The 20205-nt window shown below is 33.3% G+C and carries 20 protein-coding genes; 13 read left to right on the top strand and 7 right to left on the bottom strand.

Annotated features, from left to right (window positions below; all coding sequences use genetic code 11):
• Nucleotides 1-169: 169 nt before the first annotated feature.
• Complete coding sequence (locus tag IHE43_RS16005; protein WP_192184827.1) at nucleotides 170-907, bottom strand: hypothetical protein; 738 nt, start codon at nucleotides 905-907, stop codon at nucleotides 170-172.
• Nucleotides 908-1449: 542 nt separating this feature from the next.
• On the opposite strand from IHE43_RS16005, the gene IHE43_RS16000 reads away from it, so the two are divergent.
• The 10 genes from IHE43_RS16000 (at nucleotide 1450) to IHE43_RS15955 (ending at nucleotide 9614) form a co-directional block, all read left to right on the top strand.
• On the top strand, nucleotides 1450-2034 hold the full coding sequence (locus tag IHE43_RS16000) for a TetR/AcrR family transcriptional regulator (protein ID WP_192184826.1): 585 nt from the start codon (nucleotides 1450-1452) through the stop codon (nucleotides 2032-2034).
• 58 nt (nucleotides 2035-2092) lie between these two features.
• Nucleotides 2093-3145: an aldo/keto reductase gene (locus tag IHE43_RS15995; protein ID WP_192184825.1), complete on the top strand. Its 1053-nt coding sequence runs from the start codon at nucleotides 2093-2095 to the stop codon at nucleotides 3143-3145.
• A 227-nt stretch (nucleotides 3146-3372) separates the two neighbouring features.
• Nucleotides 3373-3963, top strand: coding sequence for a Crp/Fnr family transcriptional regulator (locus IHE43_RS15990; protein ID WP_192184824.1), 591 nt, complete (start codon nucleotides 3373-3375; stop codon nucleotides 3961-3963).
• A 74-nt stretch (nucleotides 3964-4037) separates the two neighbouring features.
• Nucleotides 4038-4625, top strand: a complete 588-nt coding sequence (locus IHE43_RS15985; RefSeq protein ID WP_192184823.1) for an NAD(P)H-dependent oxidoreductase — start codon at nucleotides 4038-4040, stop codon at nucleotides 4623-4625.
• Nucleotides 4626-4652: 27 nt separating this feature from the next.
• On the top strand, nucleotides 4653-4868 hold the full coding sequence (locus tag IHE43_RS15980; protein ID WP_192184822.1) for a 2TM domain-containing protein: 216 nt from the start codon (nucleotides 4653-4655) through the stop codon (nucleotides 4866-4868).
• Between the two features lie 22 nt (nucleotides 4869-4890).
• On the top strand, nucleotides 4891-5676 hold the full coding sequence (locus IHE43_RS15975) for a putative quinol monooxygenase (protein WP_192184821.1): 786 nt from the start codon (nucleotides 4891-4893) through the stop codon (nucleotides 5674-5676).
• 49 nt (nucleotides 5677-5725) lie between these two features.
• Nucleotides 5726-6550 (top strand): DJ-1/PfpI/YhbO family deglycase/protease, encoded by an 825-nt coding sequence (locus IHE43_RS15970; protein ID WP_192184820.1) that lies wholly within the window; start codon nucleotides 5726-5728, stop codon nucleotides 6548-6550.
• A gap of 87 nt (nucleotides 6551-6637) precedes the next feature.
• Entirely contained in the window at nucleotides 6638-7747 is a 1110-nt protein-coding gene (locus IHE43_RS15965; RefSeq protein ID WP_192184819.1) for an alkene reductase, read from the top strand.
• Between the two features lie 172 nt (nucleotides 7748-7919).
• Nucleotides 7920-8960 (top strand): adenylate/guanylate cyclase domain-containing protein, encoded by a 1041-nt coding sequence (locus IHE43_RS15960; RefSeq protein ID WP_192184818.1) that lies wholly within the window; start codon nucleotides 7920-7922, stop codon nucleotides 8958-8960.
• A 9-nt stretch (nucleotides 8961-8969) separates the two neighbouring features.
• Nucleotides 8970-9614 (top strand): NAD(P)H-binding protein, encoded by a 645-nt coding sequence (locus IHE43_RS15955; RefSeq protein ID WP_192184817.1) that lies wholly within the window; start codon nucleotides 8970-8972, stop codon nucleotides 9612-9614.
• 120 nt (nucleotides 9615-9734) lie between these two features.
• On the opposite strand, the gene IHE43_RS15950 is transcribed toward IHE43_RS15955, so the two are convergent.
• Together IHE43_RS15950 and IHE43_RS15945 are read right to left on the bottom strand one after the other, a co-directional pair.
• Nucleotides 9735-10427 carry a DUF4386 domain-containing protein gene (locus IHE43_RS15950; protein WP_192184816.1) on the bottom strand — a complete coding sequence of 231 codons (693 nt, stop codon included), beginning with the start codon at nucleotides 10425-10427 and terminating at the stop codon, nucleotides 9735-9737.
• 11 nt (nucleotides 10428-10438) lie between these two features.
• Nucleotides 10439-10873: a DUF6326 family protein gene (locus IHE43_RS15945; RefSeq protein ID WP_192184815.1), complete on the bottom strand. Its 435-nt coding sequence runs from the start codon at nucleotides 10871-10873 to the stop codon at nucleotides 10439-10441.
• Between the two features lie 403 nt (nucleotides 10874-11276).
• On the opposite strand from IHE43_RS15945, the gene IHE43_RS15940 reads away from it, so the two are divergent.
• Entirely contained in the window at nucleotides 11277-12047 is a 771-nt protein-coding gene (locus IHE43_RS15940) for a carboxylesterase (RefSeq protein WP_192184814.1), read from the top strand.
• Between the two features lie 80 nt (nucleotides 12048-12127).
• A complete protein-coding gene (locus IHE43_RS15935) occupies nucleotides 12128-12949 on the top strand; it encodes an alpha/beta fold hydrolase (RefSeq protein ID WP_192184813.1) in 822 nt (273 codons plus the stop codon).
• 618 nt (nucleotides 12950-13567) lie between these two features.
• Here IHE43_RS15935 and IHE43_RS15930 read toward each other — a convergent pair.
• The 4 genes from IHE43_RS15930 to IHE43_RS15915 form a co-directional block, all read right to left on the bottom strand.
• Entirely contained in the window at nucleotides 13568-15142 is a 1575-nt protein-coding gene (locus tag IHE43_RS15930) for a Na+/H+ antiporter (protein ID WP_192184812.1), read from the bottom strand.
• Nucleotides 15143-15396: 254 nt separating this feature from the next.
• On the bottom strand, nucleotides 15397-16728 hold the full coding sequence (locus tag IHE43_RS15925) for an ATP-binding protein (RefSeq protein WP_192184811.1): 1332 nt from the start codon (nucleotides 16726-16728) through the stop codon (nucleotides 15397-15399).
• 32 nt (nucleotides 16729-16760) lie between these two features.
• Complete coding sequence (locus IHE43_RS15920; protein ID WP_192184810.1) at nucleotides 16761-17201, bottom strand: response regulator; 441 nt, start codon at nucleotides 17199-17201, stop codon at nucleotides 16761-16763.
• A 10-nt stretch (nucleotides 17202-17211) separates the two neighbouring features.
• Entirely contained in the window at nucleotides 17212-19476 is a 2265-nt protein-coding gene (locus IHE43_RS15915; RefSeq protein WP_192184809.1) for an ATP-binding protein, read from the bottom strand.
• Between the two features lie 301 nt (nucleotides 19477-19777).
• On the opposite strand from IHE43_RS15915, the gene IHE43_RS15910 reads away from it, so the two are divergent.
• Nucleotides 19778-20203 (top strand): response regulator, encoded by a 426-nt coding sequence (locus tag IHE43_RS15910; protein ID WP_192184808.1) that lies wholly within the window; start codon nucleotides 19778-19780, stop codon nucleotides 20201-20203.
• Nucleotides 20204-20205 lie beyond the last annotated feature (2 nt).

Here is a 20205-nt window from a genome sequence, read left to right as displayed (position 1 = left end):
CTTTTATATCAATAATTTAAGCAGATGAATAGCCTGATTGTTACATTTCGCTATTCCTGTATTTTCCAAGTTGCAAAAGTAGTTTTTTATTATCGTATTTCCAAGTGGTTAACACGCTGAAAATCAATTATTTTTTTGAATGTTGGAGCAGGAGGTTTGTAGGCTTTATTTATTCATGATAGTAAAACACAAAAGAAGAATATAATTCATCATTCCACCAGTCTTTTCTTACTTCTGAAAAGTAATTATAATTCAGTTTTCCTGCCTGCGATTGTAACGGATAAACCACTACGCCATTTTCGCGATACGCTTTATGTAAATCTGTTTCCGGAACAACGGGAACTATATGTCCTGAAAGTCCTTTTTCTCTTCTTTTAGCACAAATGATTCCAATTCCACCATTTTCATTTACCTTATTCTGAATTTCCTCCGCAGTAAACATTTTTTCCCAGCCAAAATTAGGCCCCCATTCAGAAAACCAGTCGGTTATGGCACTAGAGTAAATTCGGTCTACGGTTTGCTCGAAAACAGCTTCTACTTCCTGTCCTTGCGCCATTTTTTCAAGTGATTCAGCTGTCCACCAGACTGTAGGGAGATATACTTTGGAGAAATAGCAGTAATCGTACGAATACACATTGCAATACGTATCTTCAACTGTTTTTTGATATCTAAGGCTGTTTTCAACATCCAATTTAGCAATCAGTTGGTGAATGCTTTCTTTTTTAGTGTCAGCATTTGTCAAATCTCTAAATGGAATAGTGGAATCACTAAGAGGTTTTTCCTTCATTTCCATAGAATCTAAACGAGATTCCGGATCAGGTAATAAATCGGCTTTCTTTATTTGAGGATATGTAATTGGATTATTTTCCAGAGGTAACGAGGCTACTGATTCTATATGTTTTTCCATTATGACTTCTTAAAATTAATTGACCCGACAGTATAGAAATTGAATGTTTATACCGTGTATTTTGTCAGCTAAAAAAGTAAATATAACAATTTAAACTTTCTGACAAGTTTTGGAATAAGAAAAAAGTAGAAAAATTAAGTCAACAAAAAAACCTGTTTCGTCATGAAACAAGTTTTTTTGTTGGATGAACTTCTATATTCTTCATCCTGATTTTATTTAAGGATTTCCTTCGTCGCCACTTGAACCATAAATCTGATCTGTAGGTAGCTAGCGTCATTTGCCGGGAGTTGCACATAAATAGAAACAAGTTGTTGTCCGGGTCTGCCGATTGGGGTTTGTTCATCAAACTTTTAGAGCCTTAATTGTATTGATAATCAATCAAGTATAAAAAATGAAAGCAGGAAGATTTTATAGAATTATCATATATTATTACAGAAATATAATACAAATTCACTGTGATTACTTAATTTTTTGTTAAATTCAAAAACATATTTTGTACTAAACAGTACAAAATTATATCTTTGTTCCATAATTAATTCAAAATGGCTGGAAGACCTAAAATATTCGATGAACAGGAAGTGATTTCAAAAGCCGCTGAGGTCTTTTGGGAGAAAGGGTATGAGGCAGCTTCAGCAGAAGAATTGTTAAAAGCAATGGGGATTGGAAAGGGGAGTTTCTATCTTTTTTTTAAAGGTGGAAAAAAAGAACTTTACGAAAAATCGTTACAGCAGTTTGCATCTAATTTGCTTTCGAGATTGAAAAAAGAAATTGCTGAAAACGAAAATTCTTTTGAGTACTTAAAGTCTTTTTTTCTTGAACTTTCAGACAGTGCCAATATAAATAAAGCAAAGGGATGTTTCATGGGAAATGCCTTAGTTGAAATGGCAGCAAAAGATGCATATACTCGAAAAATGATAGCAAAACTTCTTTTTGAGTTAGAAAAGATATTTGTTGATGTCATTCAGACAAGTAAGGACAAAAATGTTATCAAAACAGATAAAAGTGCTGAACTTCTGGGAAGCCATCTACTTAATTTATGGAACGGAATTAATATTACGAGACGAATGAATAGGAACGACGCTTCTTTAGCGGCTCTAATAAAATTTAATCTCGATATGATCGGGTGATTTTTTTTAACAAATTTGTACTGATTAGTACAAAATAAAACTTAAACTTTTTTACATTATGAAATACAAAATTTTTGGACAGAAAACCGGACTAAGAGTATCGGAACTGGCACTAGGAACAGGAAACTTTGGAACACGTTGGGGACATGGTTCTGACGAAGAAACCTCAAAAAATATATTCAATAAATACATTGAAGCGGGAGGGAATTTTATTGATACAGCCGATGGTTACCAGGTGGGACAATCAGAAGAAATCCTTGGAAATCTTATTAAAGAGAAACGTCACGATTTAATACTTTCTTCTAAATTTTCTACCGGAGGATCTACATTATTGACTACAGGAAACAGCAGAAAGAATATCATTCATTCTGTCGAACAAAGTTTAAAACGATTAGATACCGATTATTTGGATATTTATTGGGCTCATCTTTCTGATGGACAAACGCCAATTGAAGAGATCATGAGAGCAATGGATGATTTAGTGCGCCAGGGTAAAATTTTATATACAGGATTCTCAAATTTCCCTGCGTGGAAAATCGCAAATGCGGCATTACTGGCTGATCTTCGAGGCTGGGCACCAGTTGCAGGAATACAAATAGAATATAACCTTATTGAAAGAGGTGCTGACCGTGAATTACTGCCTATGGCAGAGTCATTGGGTCTGGGTGCTGCATTTTGGTCGCCATTAGCTGGCGGAACGCTGACAGGAAAATACCGTTCAAATCTTCAAAATGAACCATCAAGACAGCAGGCTTGGGGTGGTGCATTACTAAAAGGTGAAAATGGAAACAGGGAAACAGAAATTTTAAATGCGCTTGAAAATATTGCCAATGAAAAAGAAGTCAAAATATTAGATATAGCATTAGCCTGGTTAAGACAAAAGCACGACAATAGTGGATTGTCAACTGTAACCATATTAGGCCCAAGAAATGAACAACAGCTTGTAGATAATCTGAATTCATTGAATATTACACTCTCTGAACAGGAAATAGAACTTCTTAATAAACTAAGTACAATTGATCTGGGATATCCGCATAGTATGATTTCAGAAAGTCAGAAAAGTATATTCGGAGAAAGTACAGGACTTGTAGAAGTAAAACATAAAGTATAAAAACTCAAGAATTAAGAGAAATTTCCAGACAAATAGGATGAATAAAGAATAAAAAATGCTAAACGAAGAGTTTAGCATTTTTTATGTCGAAGCAGATTTATAAAATTTTATGCTGTAATATTCTATTTTTTTTACTTTTGTTATGATGTTATTAGAATTATGTTAGATATTGTACATCAGTGCTTTAAGTAAGGTTTTGATAGAAATGTAAATTAACCGATCATACGATGGAATCAGGAGAGGAAATATTTTTAAAATCAGTTAGAGAAATTTGCCCTAATATAACTGAAGATGGGCTCTCACAGTATGCTTCAAAATTTACATTTCAGGAACTAAATAAAAAAGATTTTTTTCTTCAATCGGGTAAAATACAAAAATCATTAGGCTTTATAGCAAAAGGATTAGTACGTTCTTCTTTTGTGGATAATAACGGCAATGAAATTACCGTAGGTTTTTATGCTGGAGGCGAGTATGCCACACATTATCCTGCTTTTATTACTCAACAACCAAGCAAATACTCCATTCAATGCTTAGAACCAACTACTATGGTTTGCATTTCCTATGAAAATCTGCAATGGATTTATGAAAACTTATCAGGTTTTGAAAAATATGGCAGATTAGTAGCCGAAGAAGTTTTAAAACGACAACAAGCCCGTATTGAAAGCTTCATATTTCAAACCGCTGAAGAGCGTTATGTCGATTTTATAAAACATCATTCAGAACTGTTTAACAGAATATCCGTCTCTCATCTTTGCAGCTTTCTTGGCATTGAGAGACAATCACTTACAAGAATTCGCCAAAAATTAGCACATAAATAGTTTTTGACACTTTTGTGTCAGGTGCCCCTCTTCATTATTTAAAATCTTTGCAGTGTCAAATTAAATGAACTGCAATGAAAACGAACATCCTACTTATACTTGGACATCCTTCTGAAAATTCTTTTTGTAATGCATTATTAGACGCTTACAGAAAAGGAGCAGAAGCGGCAGGAGCAAACTGCAAAACGATCTATATATCCCAATTAGATTTCAATGTAAATCTTTCTGATGGATATAAAAACGGAGAAAATCTAAAACTTGAAGAAGATTTAATCCGTTCGCAAGAACTTATCTTATGGGCAGATCATGTTGTCCTGTCTTATCCAAACTGGTGGGGCTTTATGCCTGCTGTTACCAAAGGATTTATTGACAGAATTCTGCTGCCAGACTTCGCATTCAAACATCACTCAGGAAAAATATTCCCTGAAAAACTTTTAAAAGGAAAAAGCTTAAGACTTCTGGTTACGATGGATACGCCAAAATGGTGGTTTTATCTGATCTATCGTGCCTCACAATATCAAATCCTTAAAAATATAGTTTTCGGTTACGTAGGATTTGACCCTATCAAATTTTCCACTTTTGGTTTCATGAGAAAATCGACTGAAAGCCAACGAAATAAGTGGTTAAAAAAAGTAGAACAATTAGGAAAACAACTTAAATAATTTAATCAATTAATAAAATCAAACATCATGAGACATTTAGCAAATGAGCACACAGTTGCTCAAATCAATCCAAAAAAAGGTTTTAGAATTCACTTATTAGTATTCGCATTAACTATTCCTGCCCTATGGCTAATATGGTTTTTTACAGACAGAAATTATCTATGGCCTTTATGGCAAACTGCAGCGTGGGGAACAGGTTTACTGTTTCATTATTTGGGTGTTTTTGTTTTAAAAAGAAAATAATTAACTCTTAAATAAAAAGGATATGAAAGCAAAAACACATCTCTCAATTTCTCAAATTTCACTAGTAATTTTTACAACGCTATTTGTATTGTGCAGCACATTTGCAACAGCACAAAATTTATCTAAGGGGAAAGTGAAATCTGATGAACTTAAAAATCAGGAAATGATAGCAAAAATCACCCGTTATGAGGTAAAAAAGGAATTTCAGGAGAAATTTCAAAAAGCCGTAAGTAATTATGTTTTAGAATCGCTTCAAAATGATAGTAATATCATGTCAGAAGGGTATTTCGAGCAAGATAATCAGGCTGTAATTTGGTTGTTTGAGCGTTGGACCAATCAAAAAGAGTTGGATAAATTCAAAAGCAATTCAAAATCAAAAGCGGTAATCGCCTTAGAAAAATCAGCCTTAGTTAAACCTGCAAAAGTAATCTTCGTAACAGACTTAGAACCCATTTCGAAACAAGAATGGAGAAGAGCCAGTAAAGCAGAAGATAAGCAGTTAACAATTATGCTTTTTGTAGATGCGAAGGCCGGCACCGAAGAAAATTTCAAAGAGGTTTATCACACGGCAATGCCACAATTTCGAAGTGAGCCCGGTGTCGTAACGTATCAATTATCACAGCTAAATGAGGATAAAACTCAATTTGTGACTTTTGAAAAATTCCGAAGTAATGAGGCATTTCAATATCATCTGAATTTCCCACCCATTCAGCCTGTAATTGATTACTTAAACACGAGTATAAAGAAACAGCCTTTTCAGGACGGAATTCACAATCTAATCGAATTTGCACCGCTTATCCGCGAATAAAATCAAAATTAATTTTAAGTGCAATTATTAATATTTAAATCTAAAGAAAATGAAAACAATTAAACAAATCATGGCCGCAGGTATATTAAGTGTACTTGCTGTGGCAAATGTAGAAGCTCAAGTAACAGTAAAAACGAAAGAAATGAAAACAAATTATTCTCATGAGTTAGAAGTTGTGAATCAATTGGCTACTCAAACAGCGGTTGTAACTATGCCGGTATCAAAATTGTTAAATGCACCAGGAAATGAAGCTTTAAAAGATTTCTTCTTTACTCCTGTAAAAGACAAAACAATTCTTAAAGGAAAAAAAATAGCCGTTATTGTAGCAGACGGTTTTGAGGAAATCGAATTGACCGGACCAGTATGGTATTTTAGAGAATTGGGAGCAGAAGTAGAAATAGTTGCCCCTAAATACAATCCGGCTCCTGAAAGATACGGACTTGCGTTTCCTGAAATGTCAAAAACACATGTAATGGCTATTCAATACTTACAGCCAGTGGGCTGGATAAAATTTGACCGTACTGCCGATCAGATAAAAGTAAGCGATTATGATGCTGTATTTATTCCGGGTGGTGCCTGGAATCCGGATAACCTTCGTTATGACAAAGACGTTATTAAATTCATTCAGGACTTCAATAAATCAGGAAAATTGATAGCTGCTATTTGTCACGCTCCGGTTGTATTGGCATCTGCAGATATATTAAAAGGAAGAAAACTAACAGGATACTGGAACATTCAGTCTGATTTGAAAAATGCAGGTGCAACTGTACTGGAACAATCTGTTGTAACTGATGGAAACATCGTAACAAGCAGACATCCAATCGATGTAGCAGATTTTTCAAGAGCTGTTGAAAGCTGGTTGATTAAAAAATAATTGCAGAAGACTTGATAGTGGAGTCACTAATTTTCTCCACTATCAAATCATCAAAAAAATAATAATAAATTTTTAGCATAAATAATTATGAAAACAAATATTTTTAAACCGGCACAGATTGGTTTTTTACAATTAAAAAATCGCATTTCAATGGCGCCTATGACAAGAGCAAGAAATGAAGACGGAATTCCAAACGAAAACAATGAGTTATACTATGCACAACGCGCAGGAGCTGGTTTAATTATTACTGAAGGAACAGCAATTTCTCCAACAGCAAAGGGAGTACTTTATATTCCCGGATTGTATACGAAAGAACAGGTTGAGGGCTGGAAAAAAGTAACGGATACAGTGCACAAAAAAGGCAGTACTATATTCTCGCAATTATGGCATGTAGGCAGAGTTTCTCACACTTCAAACCAACCAAACGGAATTACGCCAGTAGGACCATCTGATATTCAGGCAAAAAATACTTCGGCCTGGGGTTATGATGAAAATGGTGTCGAAGGTTTTGTACCAGCATCAAAGCCAAAAGCGCTTTCTTCAAGTGAAGTTAAAGATGTTGTAAATGATTTTACAAATGCTGCTAAAAATGCCATTGAAGCAGGTTTTGATGGTGTAGAAATACATGGAGCAAATGGGTATTTGGTAGAACAATTTTTAAATCCTTTTGTAAACAATCGTACAGATAAATATGGTGGTAATATAGAAAATCGTTCAAGATTTTTATTAGAAATTATTGACTCAGTTATAGAGGCCGTTGGTAATAAAAAAGTAGGCATCAGATTAACACCATACGGAGGTTTGGGAGATTTGCCTCATTATGATGAAATAGAAGCGACTTATCAATATCTGGCCAAAGAATTAAAGAAAAGAAATATAGTGTACATCCATTTAATGGATCAGTTGTCAAAAGGAAGCCATGCTTTGCCTGATGGTTTTATCGAGCGTTTTCGTTCGTGGTATAATGGTGTAATCATTTTGGCAGGTGGTATGAACGGGGAAAAATCAGAAGAACTTATCAGTGCAGGAACAATTGATATTGCCGGATTTGGAGAACCTTTCATATCGAATCCGGATTTAGTAGAACGTTTACAAAACAACTGGGAATTAACTCCTCCAAATCGTGACCTGCATTATGGGTTAGGATCACATGGCTACACGGATTGGGAAACATATAGAGAGTCTGTAACTGTTTAAATATAAATAATTATCATCTTTTGCAAGCGGTAACAGCAGTATTTCTGTTACCGCTTTCTAATACAGACAAAATTCATTTGTATATTGTTGTAATTAATTTGTTGTGCTTAACATTCTGTATTACTTTTGATTAGGAACGAAAGTTTCTTGAAATTCATCAATATGTAGTTGCATGGAATTGCCAAAGATACCTTTCTATAAAAAGTACAGCCTAATTTTTAAAGCAATCATTGCTGGCGGATTATTAGGTTTACTTTACGCTGCAGTTACTGATGCCGGATCAGGTTACGCTTATTTAAAACTTTTGCCCGGCACGATGATTGGAATTTTTATCAGTCTTATTGTCATAACATTTGAAAGATCTCTGAATTTTGATAAATATTCGTTTATAAAAACAATGATCTTTAAGGCACTTACTTACAGCTTCACCATATTGCTATTTTTACTTTTTTTCGTTATTATTTTTGAGGAAATGTTGGGGCAGCTTTCCTATCAGGAAGCTGTAATTAAATATATTAATGATCGATTGGTTGAAGATTTCCTGTTTTCGCTTGGAGCATCCATCTTTTTAATTCTGTTTTTAGAAATAAGCAGTCTGTTAAGCAGCAGATTCTTTTCAAATTATTTTATGGGTCGATATCATCATCCCATAGAAGAAGAGCGAATTTTTATGTTTGTCGATGTAAAATCATCCACTACATTGGCTGAGCAGCTCGGAGATATTCTTTACAGCAAATTATTGCAAGATCTATTTAATGATTTTACAGATGCAATTTTGGCTACACGTGCAGAAGTCTATCAATATGTGGGAGACGAAATTATTCTGACATGGAAAACAACAACAGGCCTAAAAGAAGAACGTTGTTTGTATTGTTTTTATCTTCTTAAACAAAGTATTAGAAATAAAGAGGAATATTACTTAGAAAATTACAATATAGTCCCAAAGTTTAAAGCTGGCATGCACATGGGCACTGCAGTGACAACCTGGGTGGGAAAAGTTAAAAAGGAAATTGTCTATCATGGTGATCTTCTTAATACAACCTCCAGAATTCAATGCAAATGCAACGATTTTCATCATGATTTTGTAGTTTCAGAAGCGATAAAAGAGGTGTTTCCGAAAGATTTACCAATAACATACACCTATCAGGATGAAATACTTTTAAGAGGTAAGGCAAAGCCCATGAAGCTTTACACAGTTGATTTTAATTTTTAAATTTATATTATGAAAGCATTAGTTATTGGCGCGACAGGTTCAACAGGAGAATTTTTGGTTGACGAACTTTTAGCAGATAGAGAGTATACATCAGTTACTATTTTTGTCAGAAGGGCAACAGGGAAACGACATCCCAAGTTGACAGAACAAATTATTGATTTTTCTAATATTTATTCTCATAAAGAATTGATAGTTGGTGATGTTTTTTTTTCTTGTTTGGGAACAACACTTAAAGCTGCCGGCTCAAAAGAAAATCAAACGAAAATAGACTTTGATATTCCTGTAACTTTTGCAAGATTAGCTAAAGAAAACGGAGTTCCGTCTTTTGTCTTACTATCTGCTTACGGAGCTTCTGCGCAAAGCAAGGTTTTTTATTCACAGATAAAAGGAAAACTTGAAGATAAGATTGCAGAGCTTGATTTCGAGCAATATATTATCTTCAAACCAGGACTACTTTTAAGACAAGGCACAGATCGATTTGGTGAAAAAATTATGGGATCTATCCTAAATATATTCAATTCAATTGGTTTATTTAGAAAGTTTAAACCATTGCCAACTGATCTATTAGCTGGAAAATTAGCAAAGGCACCAAAAGTATTACCAAAGGGCAATCATATAATTACGCTTAATGAAATATTTCCTTTTGGTGAATAATTGCATAAAGAATCTTTAATTCGCAGAAAAATATCCCTGCTGTAAATGTTCTCTGTTTGCTATTTATTCAAATCCTTTTTTGGATAGCAACCTTTTTTATCCCTATAAAAACTAAACATATTATGTTAATGCAGTCTTTTCTTTTGCGCCAATAATAAGGAGCCACAAACAGATTCCAATTTCTCCTAAGGCCGAAGGGATTCTTATATATTTAGAGAAACCAAAATCAGAGTAACCAGGGATTAAAGTATTACCGAAAAAATTTATGAGGTAACCAAAACATCCCATTATCAATAAAACCCCAAAAATTGTAGGTAAAAAACCTGACTTGTAAACTAAATAACCAAACGGAAATAACCACAGTCCCCAAAATATTGAAACCATTAAAATACCATTATCATATTGATTGAGATAAAACATTACCTGAGATTGCAATTGTTCATTTGTAAAAACAGTATCATTTTCGCCATTGATGAGAGACAGAACACTGAATTTATTCTGGATATTTAAAAATGAAACAGGAACACTAATTATGGCTAAAAGAACCATCAATTTTGCGTATAATTCATTGACCGGCGCAAGGAGTTTATAAAGCGCAACAGGTAACATTAAAAAGAAAATATAACAGATTATACCACTTACAATTCCAAATCTGAAAAGCGTTTGAGATGCTTTTATCGCATTAAAAGTTTCCGTTGGATTATCCCAAAAAATAAGTTTAGAAGGTACATAAGCCAGGCTGAAAAAACCAGTTAACACAACAACGAGATAGAGTAAACCGGCAATTCTGGCCTTTTTTTTATTTGATGCCATTTTGAGATTATTTAGATGGTTTCTTGTAAGTTAGTTTGTTTAGGCCAATTAAAAGCTTTCCAGACAATTATTGAAGTAAGTATACTTTCTATAATTGCGTATAAAACATAAAAAGATCTCCATTCTGAAATTGACGTCACTGCAATTAACAGCATAATAGCTGTAAAAAAGAGACCAAATATAATATTAAGCCATTTGTTTATTATTGGTTTTAATGAAACTGACAAACCGACCATTAGTGCCGGAATTGCTAATAATAAAGAAGCTAGAAATAATTTTTGGGGATTGTTAAGTAAACTGCTTCCGTCAATAATACCTGCTGTTTTGCCAGGTACATAAAGTTCGAAATAGTCGCCGTAGAGATATAAAAATGTAACGGATGCCCATAAAAAGGCAAGTTTAATTTTGGCATTGATTTTGAAATCTTCAAGAATAGTTTTTTTCATCTTTTAGAGGTTTAAATCTTTTTTTAAACTTTTAATAAGACGTTTAGTAGTTGATAATGTTACAGTTAATTATTAAAGTAAATTTTAATGAATAAAACTTAGTATTCTTTTAGAGTATTATCGAAAATATTTAATCAAGGATCGAGGAGAATAGATTGCTTTTTACTTCTTTTTATATTTCGTTAAAATTTGTATTAATTAACGAAATGTAGTAAAAAATAAAAAATGTATTTTATTTAACTTGTTGGTAATAAGTTATTTGTATCTTGGGTACGTTGATTGCTTCCCTTTCTTCAAGGCAGTAAAATTTATTGATTTATTAAAAAAAGCAATTTTTAGAACGGTCAATAAAACGTAAACTTATCATAGGCAATATTTTATTACTCATTAAATATTTAATCGTATGACAAAAACAAAATCAATAATTCTGATTCATGGAAACTTTGTAAATGATGTTACCTGGACAAATTGGAAAAGCCATTATGAACAAAAAGGGTATACGGTTTATACACCAGCTAATCCGGGGCATGAAGGAAACCCTACAGCTTTAAGAAATCAGGTACATCCTGCACTTATTAAAACAGGGTTTATAGATGTGGTTGACAACATTTCGAAACTGATCGATAGCCTGCCTGAAAAACCATTAATTATTGGACATTCTATGGCTGGAATGGCAGCCATGAAATTGTTAGAATTGGGTAAGGCAGCTGCAGCTGTAAGTATAGATGGTGCACCTCCCAAAAATGTATTTCCTCCCCTTCAAACATTAAAATCAGTACTGCCTGCATTTGGTTTTTTTTCCGGTAAAGACTATTTTATGGGAAGCCGGGAATGGTATGACAAATGTTTTTTCAACACGACACCTTCTGATGAAAGAGGGTATGCTTTTGAAAGTTTTGCAGTGCCTGAAAGTTTTAAAGTCAGTAGGGAATTGGTTCTAAACTCTTTTTCTAATATTGATTTTGGAAAGTCGCATGAACCGATTCTATTTATTGGTGGTGGCAGCGACAATATTTTTCCACCATCGCTTACAACAACCTTGGCAAATAAATACAAAGACAAAAACAGTCGTGTCGATTTAAAGATTTTTGAGGGCAAAAGTCACTTTATATGCGGAGAAAAAGGATGGGATGTGGTGGCAGACTATATTTTAGACTGGTATGAAAAACTATAATTTTTTGTAAGGGGGAGTAACTTAGATTAAAAAAGTCAGATTCAATTTTAAATCATTTATAAACATTAAAAGAAAGTAAAATGAGCAAGTTTACATTAAAAGACGGAACAGAACTTTATTATAAAGATTGGGGAACAGGGCAACCTATTTTTTTTCATCACGGCTGGCCATTGTCAGCAGATGACTGGGACACACAAATGATGTTTTTTCTGGATCAGGGATTTAGGGTAATCGCCCATGACAGACGCGGACACGGAAGATCTGCCCAAACCTATGCAGGGAATGAGATGAACACTTATGCCGCTGATGTGGCAGAACTTACTGCATTTTTAGATTTAAAAGATGCAATACACATTGGTCATTCAACGGGAGGTGGTGAAGCCATACGATATGTAGCAAAATATGGCAAAAACAGAGTGTCAAAAGTAGTACTTATAAGTGCAGTAACGCCTTATATGATTGTAGATGACAATAATCCAAACGGAGTTCCATTAGCAGTATTTGATGATATCCGTTTTAATACGGCCAACAACAGATCGCAATTTTATCATGATATAACTTTTCCGTTTTACGGTTATAATAGAGAAGGAGCGAAGGTGGTAAAAGGTATTCAGGACAATTGGTGGCGTCAGGGAATGATGGGAGGAATTAAGGCGCATTATGACTGTATAAAAGCATTCTCAGAAACCGATTTTACTGAAGATTTAAAAAGTGTGGAAATGCCGGTATTAGTACTGCATGGCGAAGATGACCAAATTGTTCCCTATGCGACTACGGCTTTAAGAGCAGCTGAACTTTTGAAAAACGGAAAATTAATCACATACCCTGGTTTATGCCATGGAATGCCAACAACAGATGCACCAACTATTAATGCAGATATTTTGGCTTTTATAAAGCCTTAAAAAGAAGGAATTAAAGAATAAAAACTACAGAAGCTCCATTATTTTTAGTGGAGTTTTCTCGTTATAGTTTATATATTTTTCCGATAGTATTCTTTTTTAAGATTACAAATCAGCGAGACAGGGTCTTTGTACAAACTATTTAGTCAGTTATAGTAGTCAGAAATTTATTGTAGTTGTTTCAAGTTATAGATTGAAACATCTTTACTTAAATACTTCTTTACTATAATTGTAACTTAGATGTGTTATGTATTTAAAACCAAATAAGATATGTCGATCCCTGAAGAACTTTATAGTGCGAAATTTGCTGAGTTTATGGAATCCATTAAAATTCTATATCTCGTTGATGATAAATTCAAAACAATCTGCGACGACTATTGTCATAGTAAAATAAAAACAGAAAAGCTCAAGAAAAAATTTGAAAAAAGTTTTAATCAAAAATTAAAATGCGAAAATTTATCAAAAGAACTTGAAGAGGAAATACTGTTTTATTTATTAAAGAAAGTTTAGATTTTTGATCTGTTTGAATTACAGTCACCAATTATTGTTTCATTTTATAAAATGAAACCGCTTTTCTAAATACCAGAAGTTCTTTCTTTAAATTTAAGAATAGGTATAGTACTAAAGAAAGCGCAACTTTTCTTCTTCAATATCCAAATAATGCATTTGCCTTCTGATTATAGATTCATCTAAGGTTTGATCTTCCTTATTTTTATTGATCAGCCATTGTCTTTGTTCGTTTAACAGATCGATATAAATAACTTTAAGTTCTTCTCCAATAGATTCGTCATCTATTCCATTGCTGTGAAGTTCCCATTTCTGAATTAGATGCTGTAACGGTGTATTGTTTTCAACTTCACCACTATAATGTGTTTTTAGATAATTTATAGCGTGTTCAGCTAATTCTTTTCGCAATGTATTGTAGGCTTCTTCACGTGGTATTGGATCATAAATATCTGTAAGATTAATTTTTCTGATAAAGTAAGGTAACGTTAACCCCTGAATTACCAAAGTGAGAAGAATAACAATAAAAGTAATAAACAAAATAAGGTTTCGTTGTGGAAAACCATTTCCGTTATTCAAATAAACCGGTATTGATAATGCTGCCGCCAAAGAAACAACACCGCGCATTCCAGTCCAGCCAAGTATAAAAGGTGTTTTTATACCAGGGTTTCTCGTGTCAGCTACAGTGATGAAGTTACGGGCAATCAATGTTACTACTACAGCTCCATACGAAGAAAGCATTCTGCTTACTATCAATACAATTGTAATAAGTATTCCATATCCAATAGCTGAGGGAAGACTTACGTCTTCAAGGCCTTTCGTAATTTGCGGTAAATCTAACCCTATAAGCATAAAAACGAATCCATTTAATATAAAACAGAAACTCTCCCAAACATTTACACCACGCAAACGAGATTTGCTGTTAAGAAAACGGTGTCTGTTATTTGATAAAAGCAAACCTCCGCTTACCACAGCCAGAACCCCTGAACAGTGAACTTCTTCGGCAGCGAGATAAATAATATAGGGTGTAAGCAGACTAAGAACAATATCTGCATTGGCGTCAGTAGGTAAATATTTATGGGCTTTCATAAAAAGCCATCCAATTAGTAATCCTATGGCTACTCCGCCAATAATCATCCAGCTAAAACTTGTAGCGGCCTTGTAAAATATAAACTGTTCTGTTGCAACAGCGATCATAGCAAATCTGAAAATAATTAAGGAAGACGCATCATTCAATAAACTTTCGCCTTCTAATATAGACGAAATTGCTTTTGGTACTTTAACGAATTTTAAAATAGCACCCGCACTGACTGCATCTGGCGGAGATATAATTCCACCCAATACAAAACCCAGTGCTAATGAAAAACCCGGAATAAAATAATTAGCAACAAGTGCTACTGAAAGTGCCGACAGAAAAACGACAACAAAAGCAAAACTGGTAATAATTCTTCGCCAACGCCACATTTCTTTCCACGAAACGGTCCAGGCGGCTTCATATAAGAGAGGTGGCAGGAAAATAAAAAATATGAGTTCAGGTTCGATATTGATTACAGGTACACCAGGAATAAAACTAATGGCTAGTCCCGCTAATACCAATAAAATAGGATAAGCTATTTTTATTTTATTTGCTATCATAATCAGCAATAAAATAACTAGTAATATACCAAGATAAAATGGGAAGTCGTCAAGCATTCTTTTAATTTATAAGAGGAAATTTAATGTTGTATTCAACTAATATAATAAGTATTCTTTTGAAATATAGTATTGCAGATATTAGATCTTTTTCAAATGATTTTGACAATTCTTATCTGATTAAATACTATTTCTTTAGCTAATTTAATTAATTTTAGTTGAATATGCATAAGCCGATTTAGAAGATTAATTAAAAGAAATCAAAAAATATTCAGGTTATCTGGTTGACTTAAAAATTGTAACCGATATGGAAACTAATGCATTTCATATTCGTTTTTTAAATCATTACTCAATACTTTAGCAGATTGTTTTTTGGATTTCAAATCTTCCGGGATTTTCTTAAAGCTTTCATTAATGGGGATGTAGATGTTAAATGTCACACCCTTATTTAAATTACCGTCGGCAGTTATAATTCCGTTGTGGTTCTCTACAATCTTCTTTACTATGGCTAAACCAATTCCTGTTCCGGAATAATCTTCGGTGTGATGGAGTCTTTGAAAGATCAGGAAGATATTTTGATTGTACTGCGCTTCAAAACCAATTCCGTTATCCTGAAAACTAAGGTTCCAGTAATCACAGATTTGCGGGCTGTTTGGCAGATTAAGAGCTCTGAACTCTTCATTTTTAAGAATGACAGATTGTATCGTAATTTGGAGCGGAACTTCAGGTATGGAGAACTTTAGTGAGTTGCTCATTAAATTGTAAATAAGCTGTCTAAATTGAAAGGTCATTATATTGACAGGCATTAATCCATTTATTTCAAAAACAGCTTTTTTGTGATGAATCGTATCAATAAGTTCTGATTTTACATCTTCAATAATATCCTGCAAATCACTCATTTCATATTGATGATCTACTGCACTAACTCTTGAAAAATCCATCAAATCTTCAATGAGTTGTCTCATTCTTGTTGCAGCAACATGTATACGATTCAAATTGTTTTTTCCGTCCTCAGACATGGTTTTCATTTCTTTATCCATCATAATTGAAATGAAAATCTGAATTTTTCGAAGTGGCTCCTGAAGATCATGGCTTGATATAAAATTGAATGCAAGCAGTTCTTTATTAGCATAAAGTAATTCAATAGCCCTTTTTTCCTTTTCAGCATTTTGAAATTCCAATTCCTGATTAGCTATTAGTAGTGCTGCAGTCTGTGTTTTTAATCTTTTAAGCAAATCTTCTTTTTCAATTACTTCCTCAGCTTCTTTAAGCGCGCGCGTAATTTTTTGCATTAAGGATGAAAAATTATTTTTGGATACATAATCTGTTACACCTTCTTTTATAAGCATTACAGCATTTTCCTCACCAATAGTACCTGAAATAAGTATAAAAGGTATTTTAAGAGCTCTTTCTTTAATTATATTAAAGGCAGAAACAGCATCAAATGCAGGTAGCGAATAATCTGATAATATAATATCCGGGCAAAAAGTATCAAGTGATTCTTCAAAAACTTTTCTTGATTCAACTATTTTGGAGCTAAATGACAATCCGGATTTTGTCAAATGTCTGATTATTAAGTCCGCATCAGCAGTATTGTCTTCTAATAGCAATACTTTTATATCTTTTTTAATTTGATATGGAATCATAGTTTAATATTAAATAATCGTTTGCTTTAAATTTATAGAGCAGGCTGGCTGAGTATCATCCAGTATATTCCCATTTCTTTTATGGCATTAAAAAAATTATTACTGTCTACGGGTTTCACGATATAACTGTTGGCACCCAGACTATAACATTTTGCTATATCTGGATCCTCCTGTGATGAGGTCAGTATAACCACCGGAATCGATTTAAGTTCAGCATCACTTTTAACTTTTTCAAGCACCTGTATTCCGGACATCTTTGGCATTTTTAAATCCAGAAGAAAAAGTTTTGGATGTGATTTAGGATTTCTGTCTGAATAAATTCCTTTACAGTATATAAAATCAAGCGCTTCAGCTCCGTCTTTTACATGTAAAAGTTTGTTTGTAAAACCGCTTTTATTTAAGGCGCGGATAGTTAGTACAGCATCTTCCATGCTGTCTTCGGCAAATAAAATTTCAATATCGTCGTAGTTCATTTTTTTACTTTTAATGTTTTATTTCTGGCAGGCTAAAGTAAAATACTGCACCTGCATCTAATTTTGATTCTGCCCACACTGTTCCGTAGTGTCGGTTTACTATTTTTTGTACAATAGCAAGGCCTATGCCTGTTCCTGAAAACTCTTCCTGCGAGTGCAGGCGCTGAAAGACACCGAATAATTTATCATAATATTCCATGTCAAAACCTGATCCCCAATCTTTTATACTATATATGATTTTATCATTTTTGGAAGTTGATGTTATCTTAATTCTGGTTTCTGATTTATATTTTGAATATTTGATTGCATTTGAAATTAAATTTACCCATACTTGTTTGATAAGTGATGGATCTCCGTGTGCAGGAGCGAGGTCATCGATTTCGAATATTGGAGTATTTTCGCCTTTTTCAATTATCATATCGCTTATAACAGTACTTAATAGTGTTGCCATATTTATATTTATAGAAGCTACTTGTTTACGACCTAATTTGCTAAAAGCCAATAAGTCATCTATTAGTACTCCCATTTTATTGGAGTTTTTTACTATGGCTTGGAGAACATTTTTTCCATCGTCGTCTATGGCATCAATATGATCCTCTATTAAAATTTGTGTATAGCCGTTTATGGCACGTATTGGCGCACGAAGATCATGCGAAACAGAATAGGAAAACGACTCTAGCTCTTCCTGGGCTTTCTTGAGTTCATCGTTTGCCAGGGTCAATTCTTTGCTTCGTTTTTCCTGATAAGCAAGTTCTCGATTGGTAACGATTAATTCCGCTGCTCGCTTCTCTTTCTCTACTTTTCTTTTTTGTTTCAGAATGTTTTCAGCGGCTAATTTCTTATTTGCAATAATCAATTCAGCTGCACGTTTTTCTTTTTCCTTACTCTGAATAGCAAGTTCTTTATTGGCTATGATGAGTTCAGATGCCCGTTTTTCTTTTTGTTCGTTCTGAAATTTTAATTCTTTATTGGCAATAACTAATTCAGCTGCACGTTTTTCTTTTTCCTTATTTTGAAAAGCAAGTTCTTTATTAGCTATAATTAATTCCTTGGCCCGCTGTTCTTTTTGTTCGTTTTGAAATTTTAATTCTTTATTAGCGATAACTAGTTCAGCCGCACGTTTTTCCTTTTCCTTATTTTGAAAAGCAAGTTCTTTATTGGCTATGATGAGTTCAGATGCCCTTTTTTCTTTTTGTTCGTTCTGAAACTTCAGTTCTTTATTTGCAATAACTAATTCAGCCGCCCTTTTTTCTTTTTCCTCATTTTGAAAAGCAAGTTCTTTATTGGCTATGATGAGTTCAGATGCCCGTTTTTCTTTTTGTTCGTTTTGAAATTTTAATTCTTTATTGGCAATAACCAATTCAGCCGCACGTTTTTCCTTTTCCTTATTTTGAAAAGCAAGTTCTTTATTGGCTATGATGAGTTCAGATGCCCGTTTTTCTTTTTGTTCGTTTTGAAATTTTAATTCTTTATTGGCAATGACTAATTCAGCCGCACGTTTTTCCTTTTCTTTATTTTGAAAAGCAAGTTCTTTATTGGCTACGATGAGTTCAGATGCCCGTTTTTCTTTTTGTTCGTTCTGAAATTTTAATTCCTTATTGGCTACAACTAGTTCGGCGGCACGTTTTTCTTTTTCGGCATTTTGAAAAGCAAGTTCTTTATTAGCTATGATTAATTCAGATGCCCTTTTTTCTTTTTCCTGCGCCTGAACCGCCAACTGCAAAAATTGTGTTTTTGCGAGCGTAATATCTGTGGCAATTTTTAAAATTTTATAGGGTTTGCCCAAAGTATCCAAAATGGGGTTATAACTGCCAAAAAGCCATATTAATTTACCATTTTTAGCAACCCGGATGAATTCATCTTTTTGATAAATTCCTTTTTTTAAGCTGCTCCAAAACAATTGATAGGCATTTGATTTTGAATAGGAGGGATCAACAAAGATGCTGTGATGTTTCCCGAGCAAATCAATTTCATTATAGCCCATAATTTCAAGAAAATTCTTATTGGCACTCAGGATATTACCTTCAAGATCAAATTCTATCGACCCATTTGAGGTATTGATGGCATTGATATGATTGTTTAGAAGCTGCTCTTTTGCTTTTAGCTGCTCCTTGAGGTTATGGATTTTTGCGGTATGTTTTTTATTATTCTGAAATGTAGCCGGATTATTTACTACATCAAGTTCCACATTAAGATTTTCTTTTTGGATATTTTGAACGATTTGTTCTTGCGAAAGGATTATTTCCTTTTTGTCATTTTTTTCTTTGATATTCATATAATACGAAGTTATATTTAGAAAAATAATGGCAATAATTTGCTGGAAAAACACCTATATTTTAGTAATTATTAGAACTAAAATCTTAATTTTTAAATTAAAGAATTATGATTTTGAACGAATATAGTTAAATTAACCGATTAAACCCCTTCTTTTTTACAGTATTATTATAATTAGGAGAACGTAAGGTTATTATTTTTCATCAGTTTTTACATTTTTGATTATATAAGAATACTAAAATTTGCATTCCGTTTAATTTAAAAGAGTACCTTTCGTATCAGTAATTAAAGTTAAAGAATTTATGAATAAAGGCGGACCAATAATAATTATAGAAGATGATCAGGATGATCAGGAAATCCTGGGGTTGGTATTTAAAGAACTTAATTATAAGAATGAAGTCATTTTTTTTGGTGATGGAGAATTAGCGCTTGATTATCTAATTTCAACAGCTATTGAACCCTTTATTATATTCTCGGATATAAATATGCCTAAATTAAATGGAATAGAGTTACGTTCAAAAATTCATGAAAATGAAGATTTGAGAATGAAGTCCATTCCTTATTTATTTTTCACTACAGGTGCCGAGCAGCAACATGTTGTCGAAGCCTATTCAAAATCGGTACAAGGATTTTTTATAAAGCCGTACGATTTTATAGAAATGAAAGATATGATACAAAGTATTGTAGAATATTGGCAGAAATGTGTTTCGCCCAACTATATAAAATAGAT

It is taken from the genome of Flavobacterium sp. MDT1-60 (genome assembly GCF_014844035.1).
GTDB lineage: Bacteria > Bacteroidota > Bacteroidia > Flavobacteriales > Flavobacteriaceae > Flavobacterium.
The sequence above is the reverse complement of the archived record's forward strand: the minus strand, read 5'-3'. Positions and strand labels throughout refer to the sequence as shown.